Source organism: Sphingobacteriaceae bacterium GW460-11-11-14-LB5 (genome assembly GCA_002151545.1).
In the GTDB taxonomy this organism is placed as follows: domain Bacteria; phylum Bacteroidota; class Bacteroidia; order Sphingobacteriales; family Sphingobacteriaceae; genus Pedobacter.
In genome coordinates this window covers 1,880,287-1,896,452 of the sequence record CP021237.1, presented here as the reverse complement: position 1 = coordinate 1,896,452, position 16,166 = coordinate 1,880,287, and the positions used below count along the sequence as shown (strand labels likewise).

The following is a 16,166-nucleotide window of genomic DNA, read 5'->3' as shown; positions in this document are numbered from 1 at the left end:
ATTATTACTGTTCAAATGAATATTGATCTTTTAAAAGCTGACCTACGGTTTTATCTGTTTTAAAGGTGATATCTTCAATACTTAAATCCTCAATTTTCACCCACCTAAATGCCTGAAGAATTTCACCTTCCCCATCGAAATCGTAAATGGTATCCTTAAAGGCCAGCTGTAAAGGTGCTTTTTCTTTTACGAGATAATACACGCTGATGACCTGGCTATCGTTAAATGATGATTTTTCGAAAAAATCTGTAGTATAAAAATGAGATAACACCTCAATTTCAGCAGCACACTCTTCTACAAACTCACGTTTTAAGCCATCAATTAAGCCCTCACCGAGTTCTAATCCACCACCAGGAAACTTACTGAAACGGAAACCATATTCTTCCTCATCACTCACCAAAACCTCATTATTCTGGTTAATTAACAATCCATAAACCCTAACATTAAAGTAGCTCATTTTCGAAGTGCTTTTTATTTTTGATTACTATTTCAGGTGTCCAAACAATTTCTTTTCTAAAAGCTTCAGCCCTAACCGGGCATTCGCTCATATGGCAATAATGACAACACTCAGGCAAACAGGGGTCTGCATGAATGAATAGCTCTGCTTTACGGAAGCCATTTTTGTTGATCAGTTCATCAATCTGCGAAATTTCACGATGAACTTTATTTAAATCAAAATAGTAGGGTAATGTAACGTGGCAATCGATGTGAAATTCAGGGCCATATTGCTGCGTACGCAGATTATGCACATCGATCCAGGGATTATGCCTGTTCTTTTGTAAAACATCCACTACTTCTTCAACAAGTGTAAAATCGCTTTCATCCATTAAGCCCCCAACCGAGCCACGGGTAAGCTTATAACCAGAATAAACGATGTAAAAGCCTACTAAAAAGGAGAGTAAGCTATCCAGCCAAATAATATTTGTCAACTGAATTAATATTAAACCAATAACAATGGCGCCACTGGTGTAGGTATCGGTTAATAAATGTTTGCCATCCGCTTGTAAGGTAATCGAATGTTCATCTTTACCGACGTTGATGAGGTACAAGCCAACAATCAGATTAATCAACCCGGTAATACCAATAATTAGTGTTCCGGTTAATAACTCCCCCACCACATGAGGATAGATCAGGTTGTACGATGATTTGAAAATAATAACCACTCCCGCAATCAGAATCAATATCCCTTCAACAAAGGCCGAGAAAAACTCAACTTTTCCATGTCCGTAAGGGTGATTTTCGTCGCGGGGTTGTGTACTGAGGTAAATGCTATAAAAGGCAAAACTGCCTGCTATTACGTTTACAATACTCTCTGCTGCATCTGTTAAGATCGCATTTGAACCCGTAATAAAATATGCGACAAACTTGGCCAACATCAGCACCACACTCACCACCAGAGAAATTATTATTGCTTTCTTTTTTACCGACACAAGTATATTTTTTCCAAAAATACGCTTATCGAATAAATTAAATGAGAAAAACTATGTCTTTTTTAGTGCAGAATAATATTTGGTTTATATATTTGCGCTCAAAGTAATTAACCATGAGCACCTTATCCAAAAGAATCAACAGTCTATCTGAATCTGCAACCCTTAAAATGACCAAACTTGGCCGCGAATTAGCGTCTAAGGGCATTAACATCATTAGTTTAAGCGTTGGCGAACCCGATTTCAATACACCCGATCACGTAAAAAATGCAGCTAAAAAAGCATTAGACGAAAATTATACACGTTATTCGCCGGTACCGGGCTATCCAGATCTGCGCCAGGCGATCGTTAACAAGCTAAAAACAGAAAATAACCTGGATTATGATATTTCTCAGATCGTTGTTTCAACAGGTGCAAAACAATCCTTATCGAATGTTATTTTAACTTTGATCGATCCGGATGATGAAGTGATCATCCCAACACCTTATTGGGTTTCATACTCGGAAATGGTAACGCTGGCCGAAGGAAAATCTGTTTTTATCGATACAGACATCGAAAGCGATTTCAAAATCACACCTGCACAGTTAGAAGCTGCTATTACGCCGAAATCGAAATTATTTATGTTTTCTTCACCTTGTAACCCAACAGGTTCGGTTTACAGTAAAGAAGAATTAGCAGCCCTGGTTGCCGTTTTCGAAAAACACCCAAATATCTATATTTTATCGGATGAGATTTATGAGCACATTAATTTCGTTGATAAACATGAGTCTATTGCGCAATTCGACAGTATTAAAGACCGCGTAATCATTGTAAACGGTTTCTCTAAAGCTTTCGCTATGACCGGCTGGAGACTAGGTTACATTGCCGCTAATAAAGAAATAGCAGCTGCTAACGATAAATTACAGGGACAAACAACTTCTGGAACCTGTTCTATCGCACAAAGAGCTGGAATTGTTGCTTACGAGCAAGGTTTAGCCAGCGTTTTAGAAATGAAAGAAGCATTTTTACGCCGTAGAGAACTGGTTTATAATTTATTAAACGAAATTCCAGGTGTAAAAACAAATCTTCCTGATGGTGCTTTTTACTTTTTCCCTGAAATCAGTTCTTTCTTCGGTAAAAAAGATGCTGATGGAAATGTAATTAAAGATTCATCTGATCTGGCTTTGTATTTATTAAATGTTGGTCACGTAGCAACCGTTGGTGGCGATTCGTTTGGTAACAATAACTACATCCGTTTATCGTACGCAGCGTCTGACGAAAGTTTAGTTGAAGCATTAAGAAGGATAAAAGAAGCTTTAGGTAAATTAGCCTAATCAGTTTTCAGTTAACGGTTTTCAGTTAGCAACATCATCATAAAAACCCATGTTAATTAAGTTAACATGGGTTTTTATATTTATATCACCGTTATCTCAAGAAAAAAAGTTCATCATCTCGACTGAAGCTCAGTCCCGAACGTTGGGGAGAGAGATCTGTAGCAACAGATTTAGCTTCGCTGAGCACTACGTGGTTCCCGACTACGTTGCACTCCGCTCGAAATGACGATATGGTGTTTGGAAAATGAAAGCCAGCATTTCATCGGAGCATCCAGTCCTTCCTTCCGTTACAAGTCCTCGCCCGATAAAGGATCGGGCTTGCGGGCTTTCCACTTCAATAAGGTTTATGAACCAAGGGCATTGCAACTGAAAACAATAACTATTGATTACTTAATCGTCATCGTTTTGCATGAGTGTGCATGCGAAAGGCGGTTTTATTACTGAAAGTATCTTTTCTTGATACGCATGTTCACATTACAAATGTGATTCTCAAAAGTCCTCGTTACAAACAAGGACTATAAAGACTATCATCGTCCTCGTTTGCAACGAGGATGCACGTGAAGGGCGATTTTATCGCCGAAAGTATCTTTTTTGATGCTGCGTGTTCACATTACAAATGTGATTCTCACAAATCCTCGTCACAAACAAGGACTATAAAGACTATCATCGTCCTCGTTTGCAACGAGGATGCATGTGAAGGGCGATTTTATCGCCGAAAGTGTCCTTTTTTGATGCTGCATGTTCACATTACAAATGTGATTCTCACAAATCCTCGTTACAAACGAGGACTATAAAGACTATCATCGTCTTCGTTTGCAACGAGGATGCACGTGAAGGGCGATTTTATCGCCGAAAGTATCTTTTTTGATGCTGCGTGTTCACATTACAAATGTGAATCTCACAAATCCTCGTTACAAACAAGGACTATAAAACTTTCACTGAATTTGCAAACTGAAAACCGCCAACTGCCAACTGGAAACTAAAAACTAACTCCTGATTGCCTCTACCGGATCTAACCTTGATGCGGAATAAGCTGGCCAAAAACCAGAAATCGTGCCGATAATGATCGATATTCCAATACCTAAGGCAATATTATTTAAGCCCAGTATAATGTGAAAATCTGTGGCCGCACCTATCCCCAGGGCGAGCAGAAAGACGAGCAATAAGCCCAGCAAACCACCTAAAATACAAAGCGAAATTGATTCGAATATAAATTGAAGCAGGATGAAATAATTTTTCGCGCCCAACGATTTTTGGATACCGATAATATTGGTACGCTCTTTAACCGATACAAACATGATATTGGCAATACTGAAACCGCCAACCAGGATCGAGAATCCACCAATTACCCAGCCGGCAATATTTACCATTTTAAACATCGAATCTAACTGGTTAGAAATAATGGTGGTTTTGTTTAACGCAAAATCTTCTTCCTGGCCTGGCCTGATTCTGTGGATCGAGCGCATTAAACCTTTCAATTCGCTTTCTACTTCCTCCAGACTTACGTTATCTTTACCCCGGACAGTTATTTGTGGTCCGTAACGTTCATTTTGAATATCTAAAACTCCTTTTGCAAAAGCAATTGGAATATTTACGTTTTTATCAAGGGAAGTACCTAACATATCTTCTCCTTCTTTTTTGAAAACACCAACAACGGTTAATCTTCTGCCCAAAATCTGCACTTGTTTACCCACTGGTGCATCGCCATCAAAAAGTCCGTCGGCAATGTCAGAGCCTAAAATACAAACAGGTGTACCATTTTTACTCTCATTTTCAGTAAAATAACGGCCGTCCTGAAGCTCGAAATTCCAGGTTTTATTAAAATCGTGTGAGGCTGCCCATACTGAAATGCCTTCTACCGAGTTACTTCTGTATTTGATTGTCCTGTCGTTAGTTGATATTTCGAAGGTAACGCCTTGCGCATGTTCAATTCGCTCGCGGAGGGCTTCGAAATCACGCAATGAAGGCTGAGGACGGTTCATGTATTTCCACCATGGATAATTATCGCCAAAACTCCATGGCCATTTTTGAATATAAATGGTGTTTGAGCCCAGTTTATCTACACTGGCCTGCAATTTACCACGAAAGGTATCTACTGCAGAGAATACAGCAATAATGGTAAAAATACCGATTGTTATAGCCAGAAGCGACAACATGGTGCGTAATTTATTCTGGCGCAACGCATCAAATGCAAAACGGAAACTCTCGCCTATTAGCCTAAAGATTATCATAATTAAAGGTTAGATGCAAAGCTTTTCAAAAGGTTACAGCTTATCTTCAAAACTAATTAATTTTATGTCTACAATGCATTAATCGACCTGTATTATTTGATTTAAAATGATTAAAACATAATATACATAAAATGCGTTTGATAAAATACGAAAAAGAAAAATTAAATTCGTATTTTTGCACCTCAAAAAATTCATCAAGAATGAAATTATCACAATTCAAATTCAACTTACCTGAATCATTAGTAGCCAATAATCCGGCAGAACAACGCGACGAAGCTCGCCTAATGGTTTTACATAAAGACAGCGGTAAAATTGAACATAAAATTTTCAAAGACGTTTTAGGTTATTTCGATGACAAAGACGTAATGATATTAAATAACACTAAGGTTTTCCCTGCCCGTTTATATGGCAATAAAGAGAAAACAGGTGCAACCATCGAGGTTTTCTTGCTACGTGAATTAAACAAGGAATTACGTTTATGGGATGTTTTGGTAGATCCGGCACGTAAAATCCGCGTAGGCAATAAATTATACTTTGGCGACGACGATTTATTGGTTGCTGAGGTTGTAGATAATACCACGTCACGTGGCCGTACCATCCGTTTCTTATTTGAAGGTACTGACGAAGAATTCAGAAAAAACGTTGAAATTTTAGGTGAAACTCCACTTCCTAAATATATTAAACGTAAAGCTACTGCTGAAGATAAAGAACGTTATCAAACCATTTTCGCTAAACACGAAGGTGCAGTAGCTGCTCCAACCGCAGGTTTACACTTTAGTCGTGAGTTGATGAAACGCCTTGAACTTAAAGGTGTAGAATTTGCAGAAGTAACGTTACATGTGGGTTTAGGAACTTTCAGAACGGTTGAGGTTGAAGATTTAACCAAACACAAGATGGATTCTGAGCAGTTTATCATCGAGCAAAAAGATGCGAACATTGTAAACAAAGCTTTAGAGGAAAAAAGAAAAATCTGTGCGGTAGGTACCACTTCTATGCGTGCGATCGAATCGGCTGTTTCTGCAAACAGAACGTTAAAAGCCGCTAACGACTGGACGAGCAAGTTTATCTTCCCTCCTTACGATTTCAGCATTGCAAATTCAATGATTACCAATTTTCACACACCAGAATCTACTTTATTGATGATGGTAAGTGCATTTGGCGGATACGAAAACGTAATGAATGCCTACGAAGTTGCAGTAAAAGAAAAATATAAATTTTACAGCTATGGCGATGCCATGCTAATTATATAAGTTTTGCGGTTGGCGTTTGGGGTTTTGTGCCCTAAACGCTTTACCCTAAACGCTCAACTATGAAATACTACGCTATAATTGTAGCAGGCGGTTCTGGAAATCGGATGCAAACGGAAACCCCAAAACAATTTCTACTGCTCAAAAACCTTCCGGTTTTAATGCACACCATCAAAGCTTTTGCACAAAGCGATACCCAACCTAAAATTTTACTGGTACTCAACAAAGATCAACAGGCTTACTGGTTTAGGTTATGTGAAGAATTTAATTTCCATGTACCACATCAGGTTATCGATGGCGGCACGGAGCGTTTTCATTCGGTAAAAAATGCAATCCATGCCATTGAAGAGGAAAGTTATGTGGCCATTCACGATGCTGTTCGTCCACTGGTTTCCAAATCTCTTATCGACAATTGTTTTAAAGCAGCTGAGCTTCAGGGAAACGTGATTACGGCAGTACAATCAAGCGACAGTGTACGCTTGCTTAGAGACGATAAAACAACGGCATTAAAACGTGATGAAATTTATTTAGTGCAAACACCACAAACTTTTAGCCTTAACATTCTTAAGGAAGCTTATAACCAGGAATTCAATGTTCATTTTACCGATGATGCAAGTGTAGTAGAATCTGTAGGCTACGGGATTAATATCATCGAAGGAGAAAGAGGAAACATTAAAATCACCTACCCCATCGATCTGGAGCTTGCCGAATTGTTGCTGAAAAATTAAAATACAAAAAAGGAGTTTCAAAAATGAAACTCCTTTTTTAATCCACTTACTTTAAAGTCTTAATTTAAACACATGGATATCGGTGCGATATATCTTTTACGCAGCCCGGCCAATTACTTTAAGCAGAATTGCAATAACTGCGATTACCAATAAAACGTGGATTATACCGCCAACGTCGCCGAAGCCGTGAAATATAAATCCGATCACCCATAGTATTACCAATACTACTGCGACTAAATACAATAAATTTCCCATAGTGTTAATTTTTTAGTAATGTTATTATTTGGAGTATTAACACTCAGCTTTTCGGTTTTGTTTAAAAAATGTAATTATTTTATTGGTGCGCTCACATATAGGAAATAAAAATGAAGAGATGAAGGCATAAAAAAACCTCCCAGTTTAGCTGGAAGGTTTTTTTTGTAGTTTCTGATGTTTAGTATTCATCCTCATTAAAGAAGAAATCTTCTTTAGTTGGATAATCAGGCCAAATTTCCTCAATGGTTTCATAAGGTTCGCCATCATCTTCTAATGCCTGTAAGTTTTCAATTACTTCTACCGGGGCACCAGAGCGGATACCATAATCAATTAATTCGTCTTTAGTTGCAGGCCATGGTGCGTCTTCCAAGTGCGATGCTAATTCTAATGTCCAATACATATCGTCAATTCAATTAAATTCTTGTTCTTATTATTGCGCAAAGTATATTAAAATTTTTGAGCAAAACAAACTTATTTTTCCACTATTAAACCCGCGGAATCCAAATGTTTTCTTCCGCCTTAAAATACACGGTCAGTTTTCGTGCCAAAACGAATAAATAATCGCTTAAACGATTCAAATAAATGGTTACACGCTCATCTACAAAGCTATTTTCTGCAAGTGCCACGGTCAGCCGTTCAGCCCTTCTGCAAACACATCGCGCAATGTGGCAGTAAGAAACTACAGTGTTTCCACCTGGCAAAACAAAATGTTTTAAAGCGGGTAACTTTTCGTTCATCAGGTCCATCTCATTTTCCAGCAAAGTAATGTCGGCATCGTGCAGATCAGGGATTTTCATTCTGGACGTTTCAGGATCGGCTGCAAGCGATGAGCCAATGGTAAATAACCTGTCCTGAATTTCCTTTAGTAGTTTCTGGTCCTGCGTTTCAATATCCTGACACATGATTAAGCCGATGTACGAATTTAATTCGTCAACAGTTCCATAGGTTTCGATACGCAAATGATATTTAGGCACACGGGTACCACCAATGAGTGATGTTTGCCCCTTATCGCCTGTTTTCGTGTAGATTTTCATGCTGGAATGGTTTAAGGTGAAAGGTTTAAGGTTTAGGGTTTTCAAAGCCTTAGGCCCTACACCTTATGCCATCAACCTCAATTGATTTTCTCCCAATCGCTGCCATTATCTTTCAAAGCCTGCAAACGTGGAGATACATTTTTGATGTCGGTATTTAAATAATCGTTTTCAATCAAACCATCACGCATACGTACAATGCGGTGGGCGTGCTGTGCAATATCTTCTTCGTGTGTTACTAAAATGATGGTATTGCCTTTGCTGTGGATTTCTTCCAGTAAACCCATTATTTCAATTGATGTTTTGGTATCTAAGTTACCGGTTGGCTCATCTGCTAAAATAATAGAAGGGTTATTGATCAAAGCCCTGGCCACAGCCACACGCTGACGCTGACCGCCCGATAATTCATTTGGCTTATGATCCATGCGATTACCTAAGCCTACATTTTCTAATGCTCTAGCGGCTCTTGCATCCCTGTCCTTTTTGCTTGTTCCGGCATAAATTAAAGGTAAGGCTACATTATCTAAAGATGTTGAGCGTGGCAATAAGTTAAAGGTTTGAAAAACAAAACCGATTTCCTGATTACGCACTTCTGCCAGGGCATCATCACTCATGTGACTCACATTGGTTCCATTTAAAACATAGGTTCCGCTTGAAGGTGTATCCAAACACCCTAAAATATTCATCAGGGTTGATTTACCAGAACCAGATGGCCCCATCAATGCTACAAATTCGCCTTTATTAATATCTAAAGAAACTGATTTTAAAGCGTGAATCACTTCAGATCCAATAACATATTTACGGCCAATTTCTTTTATCGTGATGAGTGGTTTCTCCATGTTTTTTCTTTTTTAGACAAGCGTAGCAGGTAAGATGTTACAAGACGGTTAAAAATTAATAAAACTCATGATGCTGATCCGATAACTATCAGATTCAGTTCAGCATGACGATAGATCTATTATTTTTCAATAATTTTTGGCACCATGAAAAACTGGTCGCTATGCTTTGCTGCGTTTTTCAAGCCATCAGCCGTAGCTATTTCCTGTTTCACTATATCTTCTCTCCAAACATTTACCGATTCGTTCATATAAACCAGCGGTTTTACATTTGAAGTATCCAATTCATTTAATTTTTCCATGAATGACAAAATTTTGTTCATTTCAGGAATGAGTGTATCCACCTGTTTATCATCAATATGAATTCTGGCCAGATCGGCTATTTTATGGATGGTTTTTGCGTCTAAATTCATATCTATACTAACTTATTATCAATCAATGTATAAACCTTTTCTTTCAATACATCAGCATCAACATCGGCCAAAGTTGATGTATTTATGGGTTTGTGGACGTAAATATCGCAAATTCCTGGCTTACTTCCATACTTTGCGCCGTCGTCCCAATTAATTTTCCAAACATCGGTAATACTCACGGGTACCAGCGGGATATTTTTATCAATGGCCAAACGGAAGGGACCATTTTTAAATTCGCCTAACTTGGGAGGGTAATGATCATCAATTTTACCTTCCGGAAAGATAATCAGACTCATTCCTTTTTCCAGGTTCTCGCCAGCTTTTTTAAATGCTTTAAAAGCCGAAATCTTACTGTCGCGGTTTACTGAAATATCGATGGTTTTAAAAAAAATGCCCAATACCGGATTATTCAGCAGTTCATCCTTTCCCATAAAGTGAAATTTACCATGCCCCATAATACAGAAAATCATGATATCCAGGTTAGAGGTGTGGTTGGCGCAGTAGATATAGGTTTGTTTACGATTCAGCTTTTCTTCATACTGGAAACGAAAAAAAACACCTGAAAACAGACTGCACAAAAAACTATTGGCTTTTCTGAAAAAATTCAGGATGCTGTAATATTTCTCATTACGTGAAGTAACGTAGTATAAAGGATAGAACAGAGCGAAAAAAAACAGTATCCAGAATAGAAACCATACCCGGTGTACTTGTCTTAGAAAATAAATCATAGATAATCAAAAATATAAAATAGTTTGATATTTCAAGTATGTGTTTATCCTGCAGGTGTTGTGACTCCAATCGCTAGGAAAAATTCGATCCACATTCTCACGTTGAGCTTACTAATGAATGTTATCGGGTAGAAACACCTTTGTTAGCTTGTATTTATTTTTAGCCTATTTTTTTAATAAGATCGTCGTGCTGTCCCGAAGCTTCGGGATCAGCATCTTTCCTGCTATTAACAGATTTTGATTTCTTATTAAACAATAGTTAAGAGATAAATTTTGTTGTTTTCCGCTCTTTGCCGCGGGGGCATGGTACTTTGTGGCGCCAAAGTACCCAAAGCGCTTTGTCAATCCGGCAATGTGGCTTTTCATTACCCTGGCTCATCAAAAAAACAACGGCACTTCGTTTTGTGTTCAAAATTCGTCAAACCTTTGAATAAGCGCTTATGAACACAAAACCACTGCGTTTAAGGTTTGTAATTGCAACTTGTTCTTTCTGCACCTGTTTTTTTGATTCTCCCGCCACTTGGGGTTGACGGTGTTCTTCGGTAAAACCTGTGCTTCATTAAAGGGTGTTAGCAAAATGTATAAAAAACCTACATCGAAAGATGTGTACACACCATAGGATGATCGGCTCAAGTTGTAGAAAAATCTAGTCCTTCGACAGACTCTCCGTTCCACTACGTTGCACTCCGGTCGAGATGACGAGTGTTCTAAAAAATCTTACCATTAAAAATGAAGCGATTTATGATTTGCTTGTATTTTATTTTTAATTTCGTGCCATTATGAAAGAAACAGTGGTGAGCGGCATTCGCTCAACAGGAAAATTACATTTGGGTAATTATTACGGTGCGGTTAAAAACTTCGTTCAAATGCAGAACGACTATAATTGCTACTTTTTTATTGCCGATTTACACTCGTTAACTACACATCCTACTCCAGCCGATTTACATGGAAACATTAAACATGTTTTGGTTGAATACCTGGCGAGTGGAATTGATCCAGAAAACAGCACCATTTACATACAAAGTGATGTTCCCGAAATTGCGGAGTTATACCTATATCTAAATATGAACGCGTATATGGGTGAACTGGAGCGCAGTACTTCTTTTAAAGATAAGGTGCGTGCCAACCCTGATAACGTAAATGCAGGTTTATTAACCTATCCGGTACTAATGGCGGCCGATATTTTAATCCATAAGGCTACAAAAGTACCTGTTGGAAAAGATCAGGAGCAACATTTGGAGATGGCCCGTACTTTCGGAAACCGTTTCAACAGGTTATACAATACGGAATATTTCCCTGAACCTTATGCTTTTAGCTACTCTGACAAACTGGTTAAAGTACCTGGTTTAGATGGTAAAGGAAAAATGGGTAAATCAGAAGGTGAAGCCAATGCCGTTTATCTATCTGATGATCCTGAAACCATCCGCAAAAAAGTAATGAAAGCAGTTAGCGACGGTGGTCCAACAGAAGAAAACCAACCTAAACCTGAGCCGATCCAGAATCTTTTTGATTTAATGAAAGTGGTATCGAGTGCTGATACCCTTGCACATTTTGAAGATTTGTACAGCAAAATGCAGATCCGCTATGGTGATTTCAAAAAACAACTGGCAGAAGATATGATTATTACGACTGCACCTATGCGTGAGCGTATTTTGGATATTGCCAAAGATGATGCTTACCTAAGACAAGTTGCTAAACACGGCGCATTAAAGGCCCGTGAAAGCGCACAAAAAACCATCAGAGAAGTTCGCAGTTTAATCGGGTTTAAAAGTTTTTAATTAATATTGTGGTAAGCGGATCGCGGTTGGCGCTATAATCGCCTGACGCAAAACGCTCACCGCAAAACGCAAGAAAATATGCACATAGCAATTGTAGGAAATATAGGTGCCGGTAAAACTACCTTAACAGGCTTATTGGCCAAGAATTATGGATGGGAAGCTTTATACGAAGCTGTGGACAATAACCCTTATCTGGAAGATTTTTACAGCGACATGAAACGATGGAGCTTTAACCTGCAGATTTATTTCCTGAATAGCCGTTTTCAGCAAATTACCGATATTGAGGTTAATAAACGTAATGTCATCCAGGACAGGACCATTTACGAGGATGCACATATTTTTGCCGAAAACCTGCATGATATGGCTCTAATGACCACCCGTGACCATGATAACTACCGGGCTATTTTTGATAATATTACATCTTTTATTAAACCGCCAGATTTATTGGTTTACTTGCGTGCGTCGGTACCTACATTGGTGAATAATATCCAGCGTCGTGGCCGTGAATACGAAGCAGGCATCCGTATCGATTACCTGTCTAAACTGAACGAAAAATACGAAGCCTGGATTAAAGGTTATAACCTGGGTAAATTATTGATTTTAGATAAAGATAAGTTAGATTTCACCAACAACCCTGAAGATTTAGGTACGGTAATCCAATCTATAGAAGCGGAGATTAACGGTTTATTTTAACACTCCTGCCCCTAAATGGTTTAAATATTTAATGTGATAAATATGGAAAAAGATTTCGAACACGATAATCCGGAGAACTGGAAATGGGGTACTTTTTATTTCAATAAAAAAGATTCGAGATTAATTGTTCCGAAACGTGTAAAATTGCTTGGTTGGACATTCAATTTTGCACATCCGATATCTTATATTATCATCGCATTGATCTTCATATTTGTTTTTTATCAATTCTATCGAAATAATATATGAGTGATAGAAATTTAAGCTCCACGTTAGGAAATCCAAAAATTATCGGAATTATTCCTGCACGATATGCCTCTACCCGTTTTCCGGGAAAGCCGTTAGTAGATATTGCTGGAAAAAGCATGATCCAAAGGGTTTACGAACAGGCATCGAAAGCCAAAAGCTTATCGAAAGTAGTCATTGCCACCGATGATGAACGGATTGCCGATGAAGTAAAACGGTTTGGTGGAGAATTTATCTTCACCTCATCTGATCACCAAAGCGGAACCGACAGATGCGCTGAAGTGATTGAAACTTTACCCGGCTACGATATTGTGATCAACATACAAGGCGATGAACCATTTATCGAACCTGCCCAGATTGAATTATTGGCAAGCTGCTTTACCGAAGAAAAAGTACAACTGGCAACGTTAATCAAATCAATCCAAAGCCAGGAAAGTGTATACAATCCCAATAGCCCTAAAGTGGTGATCGATGTAAACGGTCGTGCCATGTATTTTAGCCGGAGTCCAATTCCTTTTATCAGAAATGGTGAACCAGGTGTATGGGCAGAAAAACATCAGTTTTATAAACATATTGGTATTTATGGTTACCGGACAGAATCGTTGAAAGCCATCACCAAATTGCCTCCATCCTCTTTAGAAATTGCCGAAAGTTTAGAGCAGCTTCGCTGGATTGAAAACGGATTTTACATTCAGACTAAAGTAACTGATTTAGAAACAGTTGCAATAGACACGCCAGAGGATTTATTGAAACTAAATAAATTGCTTAAGGCGTTGAAACTGGAATAATTGGTTATAAGTTTAGGGCTTAGCGGTTATTACTACTCCCTAAACCCTAAACGCCCCGCGCTAACCATTCATTTACCTAATCACCAGCTCCATCTGGATATTGCAACGCGTATACGGCGTTGGTTTACCTGCCACTTTTTGAAAACCTAACTTGTGATAGAGATTTATCGCCGGTTTTAAAATGGTATTGCTTTCTAAATAAATTTTTGAGGCGCCTAACGATCTGGCTTTTTCTACAATGGCATTTGCCAATAAAAAGCCAACATTTTTACCCTGTGCTTTTGGCGATACAGCCATCTTGGCCAGTTCAAAATCGTATTCGCCGTCATTCATTTTAATTAATGCACAAACGCCTAAGGGCTCGCCTTCGTAAAGTGCAATGAGTATAAAACCTCCTTTATCTAAAATATAACCCTGCGGATTGTCCAGCGCTTTATAATCAGAATCTTCCATGGTAAAATACTGTGAAATCCATTCCACATTGAGCGACCTGAATATGTCCTGGTATTTGGGTTGGTAATCTACAATTTCGACTTTTAAGCTATCACGCTCTTTTTTCTTTTCCATTACCCTTCTTAGTAAAGTTTTTTGTTCCAATAAAAACTCCCACTCGCCTATGGCTTCCCAAAGGTTATTTTGCGATTGAGCGGAAATTTCTTCAACGGCAGCATTTACATCAATCAATTGATCTTCTATTTTTGCCGAAATCTCCATCCCCATTTCTGAAAGGCTCACCACATTTCTACGTCCATCGGCTTTGTCTTTGCTTTCTTTAACATAACCTTTTTTCAGCATTTCACTGATAATTTTACTTACTGACGGGTGCGAATGACCGATTTCTTTAGCGAGTTCGGTTATGGTTTTTTCCTTGTCTTTGGTTAAAGCATAAAATACCGGAAACCACTTGGGCTGCATATCGATATCATACAATTGATATATCTGTGCACCATCTTCTGTCACTTTATCGGTTAACATCCTTAACCTGCTTCCTATAGCGACCTTACCTACCTGTTCAAAAAAATTCATAACAACAATTAATTACGTAATCAGTTACGCAAATATAAAAACTTAATTATTGATCACAAATTTTTTATCTGTAAATCATTCAATTTAAATTTTTACTATTTTAGATCGATTTACCAATATGAAAAGAAAATCCATCACACTGCTCCTGCTTACTATCGTTTTTTTTGCCTGTAATTCGGACAACAAAAAGGAAACCAATGCCATTGAATTTAAAAACGTTAACCAAAGCCTCGCTAAGTCATTTTCCGATTTAAAACGTTTGGATACTTTTAAAATCGAACTTACCGGCAGAAAACCTGAAGAAATGGTTTTGAACTTTACGATTAAAAATGCCGATGGAAAAGAAATTTACAATACCAAAATCAAAGGAACTGAATTATTGGGCAGTACTGATCCAAATGTTGACCTCTCCAAAGAAAAAGACCAGGTTATATTCTTAAAAACCATTGCCGATGATTTTTTCAGTGATGATAATTTTCTCGAACCTGCTGTAATGCCGGAAGATAAGGCCGACAATTACACGCCCGACAAAGCCCTTTACGAAGAATTAAAGAAATCGGGATTAAACGGTTTCAAATATCGTTTAGGAAAAGAGAATAACATTTATATTGCCTGGAGCGAAAAAGAGCAGAAAGTAAAAATTTACTATAACTGTTGTTAATAGCTATAAATCAATGTCAGCAAATTAGAATCCAATTCGTTGTTAAAAAAAGCCACAGATTCGCAGATTGTATCTAATCTGTGGCAAAAAATAAAAATTTGTAGAAAAGTAAGTCTTGCACTAAAAGTCCATAGTTTCAACTAAGAAATGAGACCAATGAAAAGATCTGAGTTTATTGCAAACCGCCTGAGAGAAGTTTTATTAAACGGATATTGGATTGCCAATACCAACTACAAAGACCAGTTATTAAGTATTACCTGGCAACAGGCTACACATCAGATAGCAGATTTAAATACCATTGCGGCTTTAACCTACCACATTAATTATTACCTGCTTGGCATTTTAAATGTATTTAAAGGCGGCTTGCTCGAAATTAAAGATCAATATAGTTTCGACCTTCCGCCAATACAATCAGAAGCGGATTGGAAAAAACTGGTGGAAGCGTTTTTGGCAAATTCGGCAGCTTTCGCTGATGAAGTAGCACAAATTCCTGATGAAAAATTAGATGAAATATTTGTAAATGAAAAGTATGGCACCTATCTGCGCAATATAGAAGGCGTAATTGAGCATAGCTATTACCATTTTGGACAAATTGTACTCATCAAAAAATTGATCTTGGCAGCAGAAAAATAAAATGTCATCATTCTCTGTGTTAAGCTATCCCTCCTCCTTTTCTTTATAAAAAAATATTTTAATATTTATTTTTAAACTAAATAAATAGTTGTAGTTTAGTGCACTCAACCAAACATAAATTATTTAACGTTTCTC

Annotated in this window: 19 protein-coding genes; 9 read left to right on the top strand and 10 right to left on the bottom strand. The window is 37.9% G+C overall.

All coding sequences use genetic code 11. From position 1 onward, the window contains the following. Positions 1 to 4: 4 nt before the first annotated feature. A complete protein-coding gene (locus tag CA265_07525) occupies positions 5 to 457 on the bottom strand; it encodes an NUDIX hydrolase (protein ARS39507.1) in 453 nt (150 codons plus the stop codon). Then, positions 444 to 1,430, bottom strand: coding sequence for a cation diffusion facilitator family transporter (locus CA265_07520; GenBank protein ARS39506.1), 987 nt, complete (start codon positions 1,428 to 1,430; stop codon positions 444 to 446). Before CA265_07520 ends, CA265_07525 begins: the two co-directional genes overlap by 14 nt. A 167-nt stretch (positions 1,431 to 1,597) precedes the next feature. Between CA265_07520 and CA265_07515 the strand changes: the two genes are divergently transcribed. Then, entirely contained in the window at positions 1,598 to 2,740 is a 1,143-nt protein-coding gene (locus CA265_07515) for an aspartate aminotransferase (GenBank protein ID ARS42918.1), read from the top strand. A gap of 986 nt (positions 2,741 to 3,726) precedes the next feature. Here the strand turns inward: CA265_07515 and CA265_07510 are convergent. Further along, on the bottom strand, positions 3,727 to 4,971 hold the full coding sequence (locus CA265_07510) for an ABC transporter (GenBank protein ARS39505.1): 1,245 nt from the start codon (positions 4,969 to 4,971) through the stop codon (positions 3,727 to 3,729). 200 nt (positions 4,972 to 5,171) lie between these two features. Here CA265_07510 and CA265_07505 point away from each other — a divergent pair, with 200 nt between their 5' ends. Together CA265_07505 and CA265_07500 are read left to right on the top strand one after the other, a co-directional pair. Continuing rightward, a complete protein-coding gene (locus CA265_07505) occupies positions 5,172 to 6,221 on the top strand; it encodes a tRNA preQ1(34) S-adenosylmethionine ribosyltransferase-isomerase QueA (protein ID ARS42917.1) in 1,050 nt (349 codons plus the stop codon). Positions 6,222 to 6,280: 59 nt separating this feature from the next. Then, entirely contained in the window at positions 6,281 to 6,946 is a 666-nt protein-coding gene (locus CA265_07500) for a 2-C-methyl-D-erythritol 4-phosphate cytidylyltransferase (protein ARS39504.1), read from the top strand. 433 nt (positions 6,947 to 7,379) lie between these two features. Here the strand turns inward: CA265_07500 and CA265_07495 are convergent, their stop codons facing one another. The 6 genes from CA265_07495 to CA265_07470 all read right to left on the bottom strand — a co-directional run bounded on the left by CA265_07495 (position 7,380) and on the right by CA265_07470 (position 10,575). Beyond that, the gene (locus tag CA265_07495) at positions 7,380 to 7,601 is read right to left on the bottom strand and encodes a hypothetical protein (GenBank protein ID ARS39503.1); all 222 of its coding nucleotides are present in this window, start codon (positions 7,599 to 7,601) and stop codon (positions 7,380 to 7,382) included. Between the two features lie 85 nt (positions 7,602 to 7,686). Beyond that, positions 7,687 to 8,235: an ATP:cob(I)alamin adenosyltransferase gene (locus tag CA265_07490; protein ID ARS39502.1), complete on the bottom strand. Its 549-nt coding sequence runs from the start codon at positions 8,233 to 8,235 to the stop codon at positions 7,687 to 7,689. A 77-nt stretch (positions 8,236 to 8,312) separates the two neighbouring features. Further along, entirely contained in the window at positions 8,313 to 9,071 is a 759-nt protein-coding gene (locus CA265_07485; protein ID ARS39501.1) for a macrolide ABC transporter ATP-binding protein, read from the bottom strand. A gap of 119 nt (positions 9,072 to 9,190) precedes the next feature. Further along, entirely contained in the window at positions 9,191 to 9,481 is a 291-nt protein-coding gene (locus tag CA265_07480; GenBank protein ARS39500.1) for an aspartyl/glutamyl-tRNA(Asn/Gln) amidotransferase subunit C, read from the bottom strand. A gap of 2 nt (positions 9,482 to 9,483) precedes the next feature. Continuing rightward, positions 9,484 to 10,209: a 1-acyl-sn-glycerol-3-phosphate acyltransferase gene (locus CA265_07475; protein ID ARS39499.1), complete on the bottom strand. Its 726-nt coding sequence runs from the start codon at positions 10,207 to 10,209 to the stop codon at positions 9,484 to 9,486. Between the two features lie 165 nt (positions 10,210 to 10,374). Then, complete coding sequence (locus CA265_07470; protein ARS39498.1) at positions 10,375 to 10,575, bottom strand: hypothetical protein; 201 nt, start codon at positions 10,573 to 10,575, stop codon at positions 10,375 to 10,377. 413 nt (positions 10,576 to 10,988) lie between these two features. On the opposite strand from CA265_07470, the gene CA265_07465 reads away from it, so the two are divergent. The 4 genes from CA265_07465 (at position 10,989) to CA265_07450 (ending at position 13,711) form a co-directional block, all read left to right on the top strand. Further along, complete coding sequence (locus CA265_07465; GenBank protein ARS39497.1) at positions 10,989 to 11,987, top strand: tryptophan--tRNA ligase; 999 nt, start codon at positions 10,989 to 10,991, stop codon at positions 11,985 to 11,987. 78 nt (positions 11,988 to 12,065) lie between these two features. Further along, on the top strand, positions 12,066 to 12,680 hold the full coding sequence (locus CA265_07460) for a deoxynucleoside kinase (protein ARS39496.1): 615 nt from the start codon (positions 12,066 to 12,068) through the stop codon (positions 12,678 to 12,680). Between the two features lie 42 nt (positions 12,681 to 12,722). Then, complete coding sequence (locus CA265_07455) at positions 12,723 to 12,926, top strand: hypothetical protein (GenBank protein ID ARS39495.1); 204 nt, start codon at positions 12,723 to 12,725, stop codon at positions 12,924 to 12,926. Further along, positions 12,923 to 13,711 carry a 3-deoxy-D-manno-octulosonate cytidylyltransferase gene (locus CA265_07450; protein ARS39494.1) on the top strand — a complete coding sequence of 263 codons (789 nt, stop codon included), beginning with the start codon at positions 12,923 to 12,925 and terminating at the stop codon, positions 13,709 to 13,711. The genes CA265_07455 and CA265_07450 overlap by 4 nt, the downstream gene beginning before the upstream one ends. A gap of 72 nt (positions 13,712 to 13,783) precedes the next feature. Here CA265_07450 and CA265_07445 read toward each other — a convergent pair whose 3' ends face one another. Further along, positions 13,784 to 14,737 (bottom strand): MarR family transcriptional regulator, encoded by a 954-nt coding sequence (locus CA265_07445; protein ID ARS39493.1) that lies wholly within the window; start codon positions 14,735 to 14,737, stop codon positions 13,784 to 13,786. Between the two features lie 118 nt (positions 14,738 to 14,855). On the opposite strand from CA265_07445, the gene CA265_07440 reads away from it, so the two are divergent. Then, entirely contained in the window at positions 14,856 to 15,398 is a 543-nt protein-coding gene (locus CA265_07440) for a hypothetical protein (GenBank protein ID ARS39492.1), read from the top strand. Positions 15,399 to 15,554: 156 nt separating this feature from the next. Then, a complete protein-coding gene (locus tag CA265_07435; protein ARS39491.1) occupies positions 15,555 to 16,031 on the top strand; it encodes a DUF1572 domain-containing protein in 477 nt (158 codons plus the stop codon). The last annotated feature ends 135 nt before the right edge of the window (positions 16,032 to 16,166 follow it).

Excerpts from the sequence above, each read along its gene's own strand:
- CA265_07525 (ARS39507.1), bottom strand. The coding sequence starts at position 457 with ATGAGCTACTTTAATGTTAGGGTTTATGGATTGTTAATTAACCAGAAT.
- CA265_07515 (ARS42918.1), top strand. The coding sequence starts at position 1,598 with ATGACCAAACTTGGCCGCGAATTAGCGTCTAAGGGCATTAACATCATT.
- CA265_07510 (ARS39505.1), bottom strand. The coding sequence starts at position 4,971 with ATGATAATCTTTAGGCTAATAGGCGAGAGTTTCCGTTTTGCATTTGAT.
- CA265_07505 (ARS42917.1), top strand. The coding sequence starts at position 5,172 with ATGAAATTATCACAATTCAAATTCAACTTACCTGAATCATTAGTAGCC.
- CA265_07500 (ARS39504.1), top strand. The coding sequence starts at position 6,281 with ATGAAATACTACGCTATAATTGTAGCAGGCGGTTCTGGAAATCGGATG.
- CA265_07495 (ARS39503.1), bottom strand. The coding sequence starts at position 7,601 with ATGTATTGGACATTAGAATTAGCATCGCACTTGGAAGACGCACCATGG.
- CA265_07490 (ARS39502.1), bottom strand. The coding sequence starts at position 8,235 with ATGAAAATCTACACGAAAACAGGCGATAAGGGGCAAACATCACTCATT.
- CA265_07485 (ARS39501.1), bottom strand. The coding sequence starts at position 9,071 with ATGGAGAAACCACTCATCACGATAAAAGAAATTGGCCGTAAATATGTT.
- CA265_07480 (ARS39500.1), bottom strand. The coding sequence starts at position 9,481 with ATGAATTTAGACGCAAAAACCATCCATAAAATAGCCGATCTGGCCAGA.
- CA265_07475 (ARS39499.1), bottom strand. The coding sequence starts at position 10,209 with ATGATTTATTTTCTAAGACAAGTACACCGGGTATGGTTTCTATTCTGG.
- CA265_07470 (ARS39498.1), bottom strand. The coding sequence starts at position 10,575 with ATGAAAAGCCACATTGCCGGATTGACAAAGCGCTTTGGGTACTTTGGC.
- CA265_07465 (ARS39497.1), top strand. The coding sequence starts at position 10,989 with ATGAAAGAAACAGTGGTGAGCGGCATTCGCTCAACAGGAAAATTACAT.
- CA265_07460 (ARS39496.1), top strand. The coding sequence starts at position 12,066 with ATGCACATAGCAATTGTAGGAAATATAGGTGCCGGTAAAACTACCTTA.
- CA265_07455 (ARS39495.1), top strand. The coding sequence starts at position 12,723 with ATGGAAAAAGATTTCGAACACGATAATCCGGAGAACTGGAAATGGGGT.
- CA265_07450 (ARS39494.1), top strand. The coding sequence starts at position 12,923 with ATGAGTGATAGAAATTTAAGCTCCACGTTAGGAAATCCAAAAATTATC.
- CA265_07445 (ARS39493.1), bottom strand. The coding sequence starts at position 14,737 with ATGAATTTTTTTGAACAGGTAGGTAAGGTCGCTATAGGAAGCAGGTTA.
- CA265_07440 (ARS39492.1), top strand. The coding sequence starts at position 14,856 with ATGAAAAGAAAATCCATCACACTGCTCCTGCTTACTATCGTTTTTTTT.
- CA265_07435 (ARS39491.1), top strand. The coding sequence starts at position 15,555 with ATGAAAAGATCTGAGTTTATTGCAAACCGCCTGAGAGAAGTTTTATTA.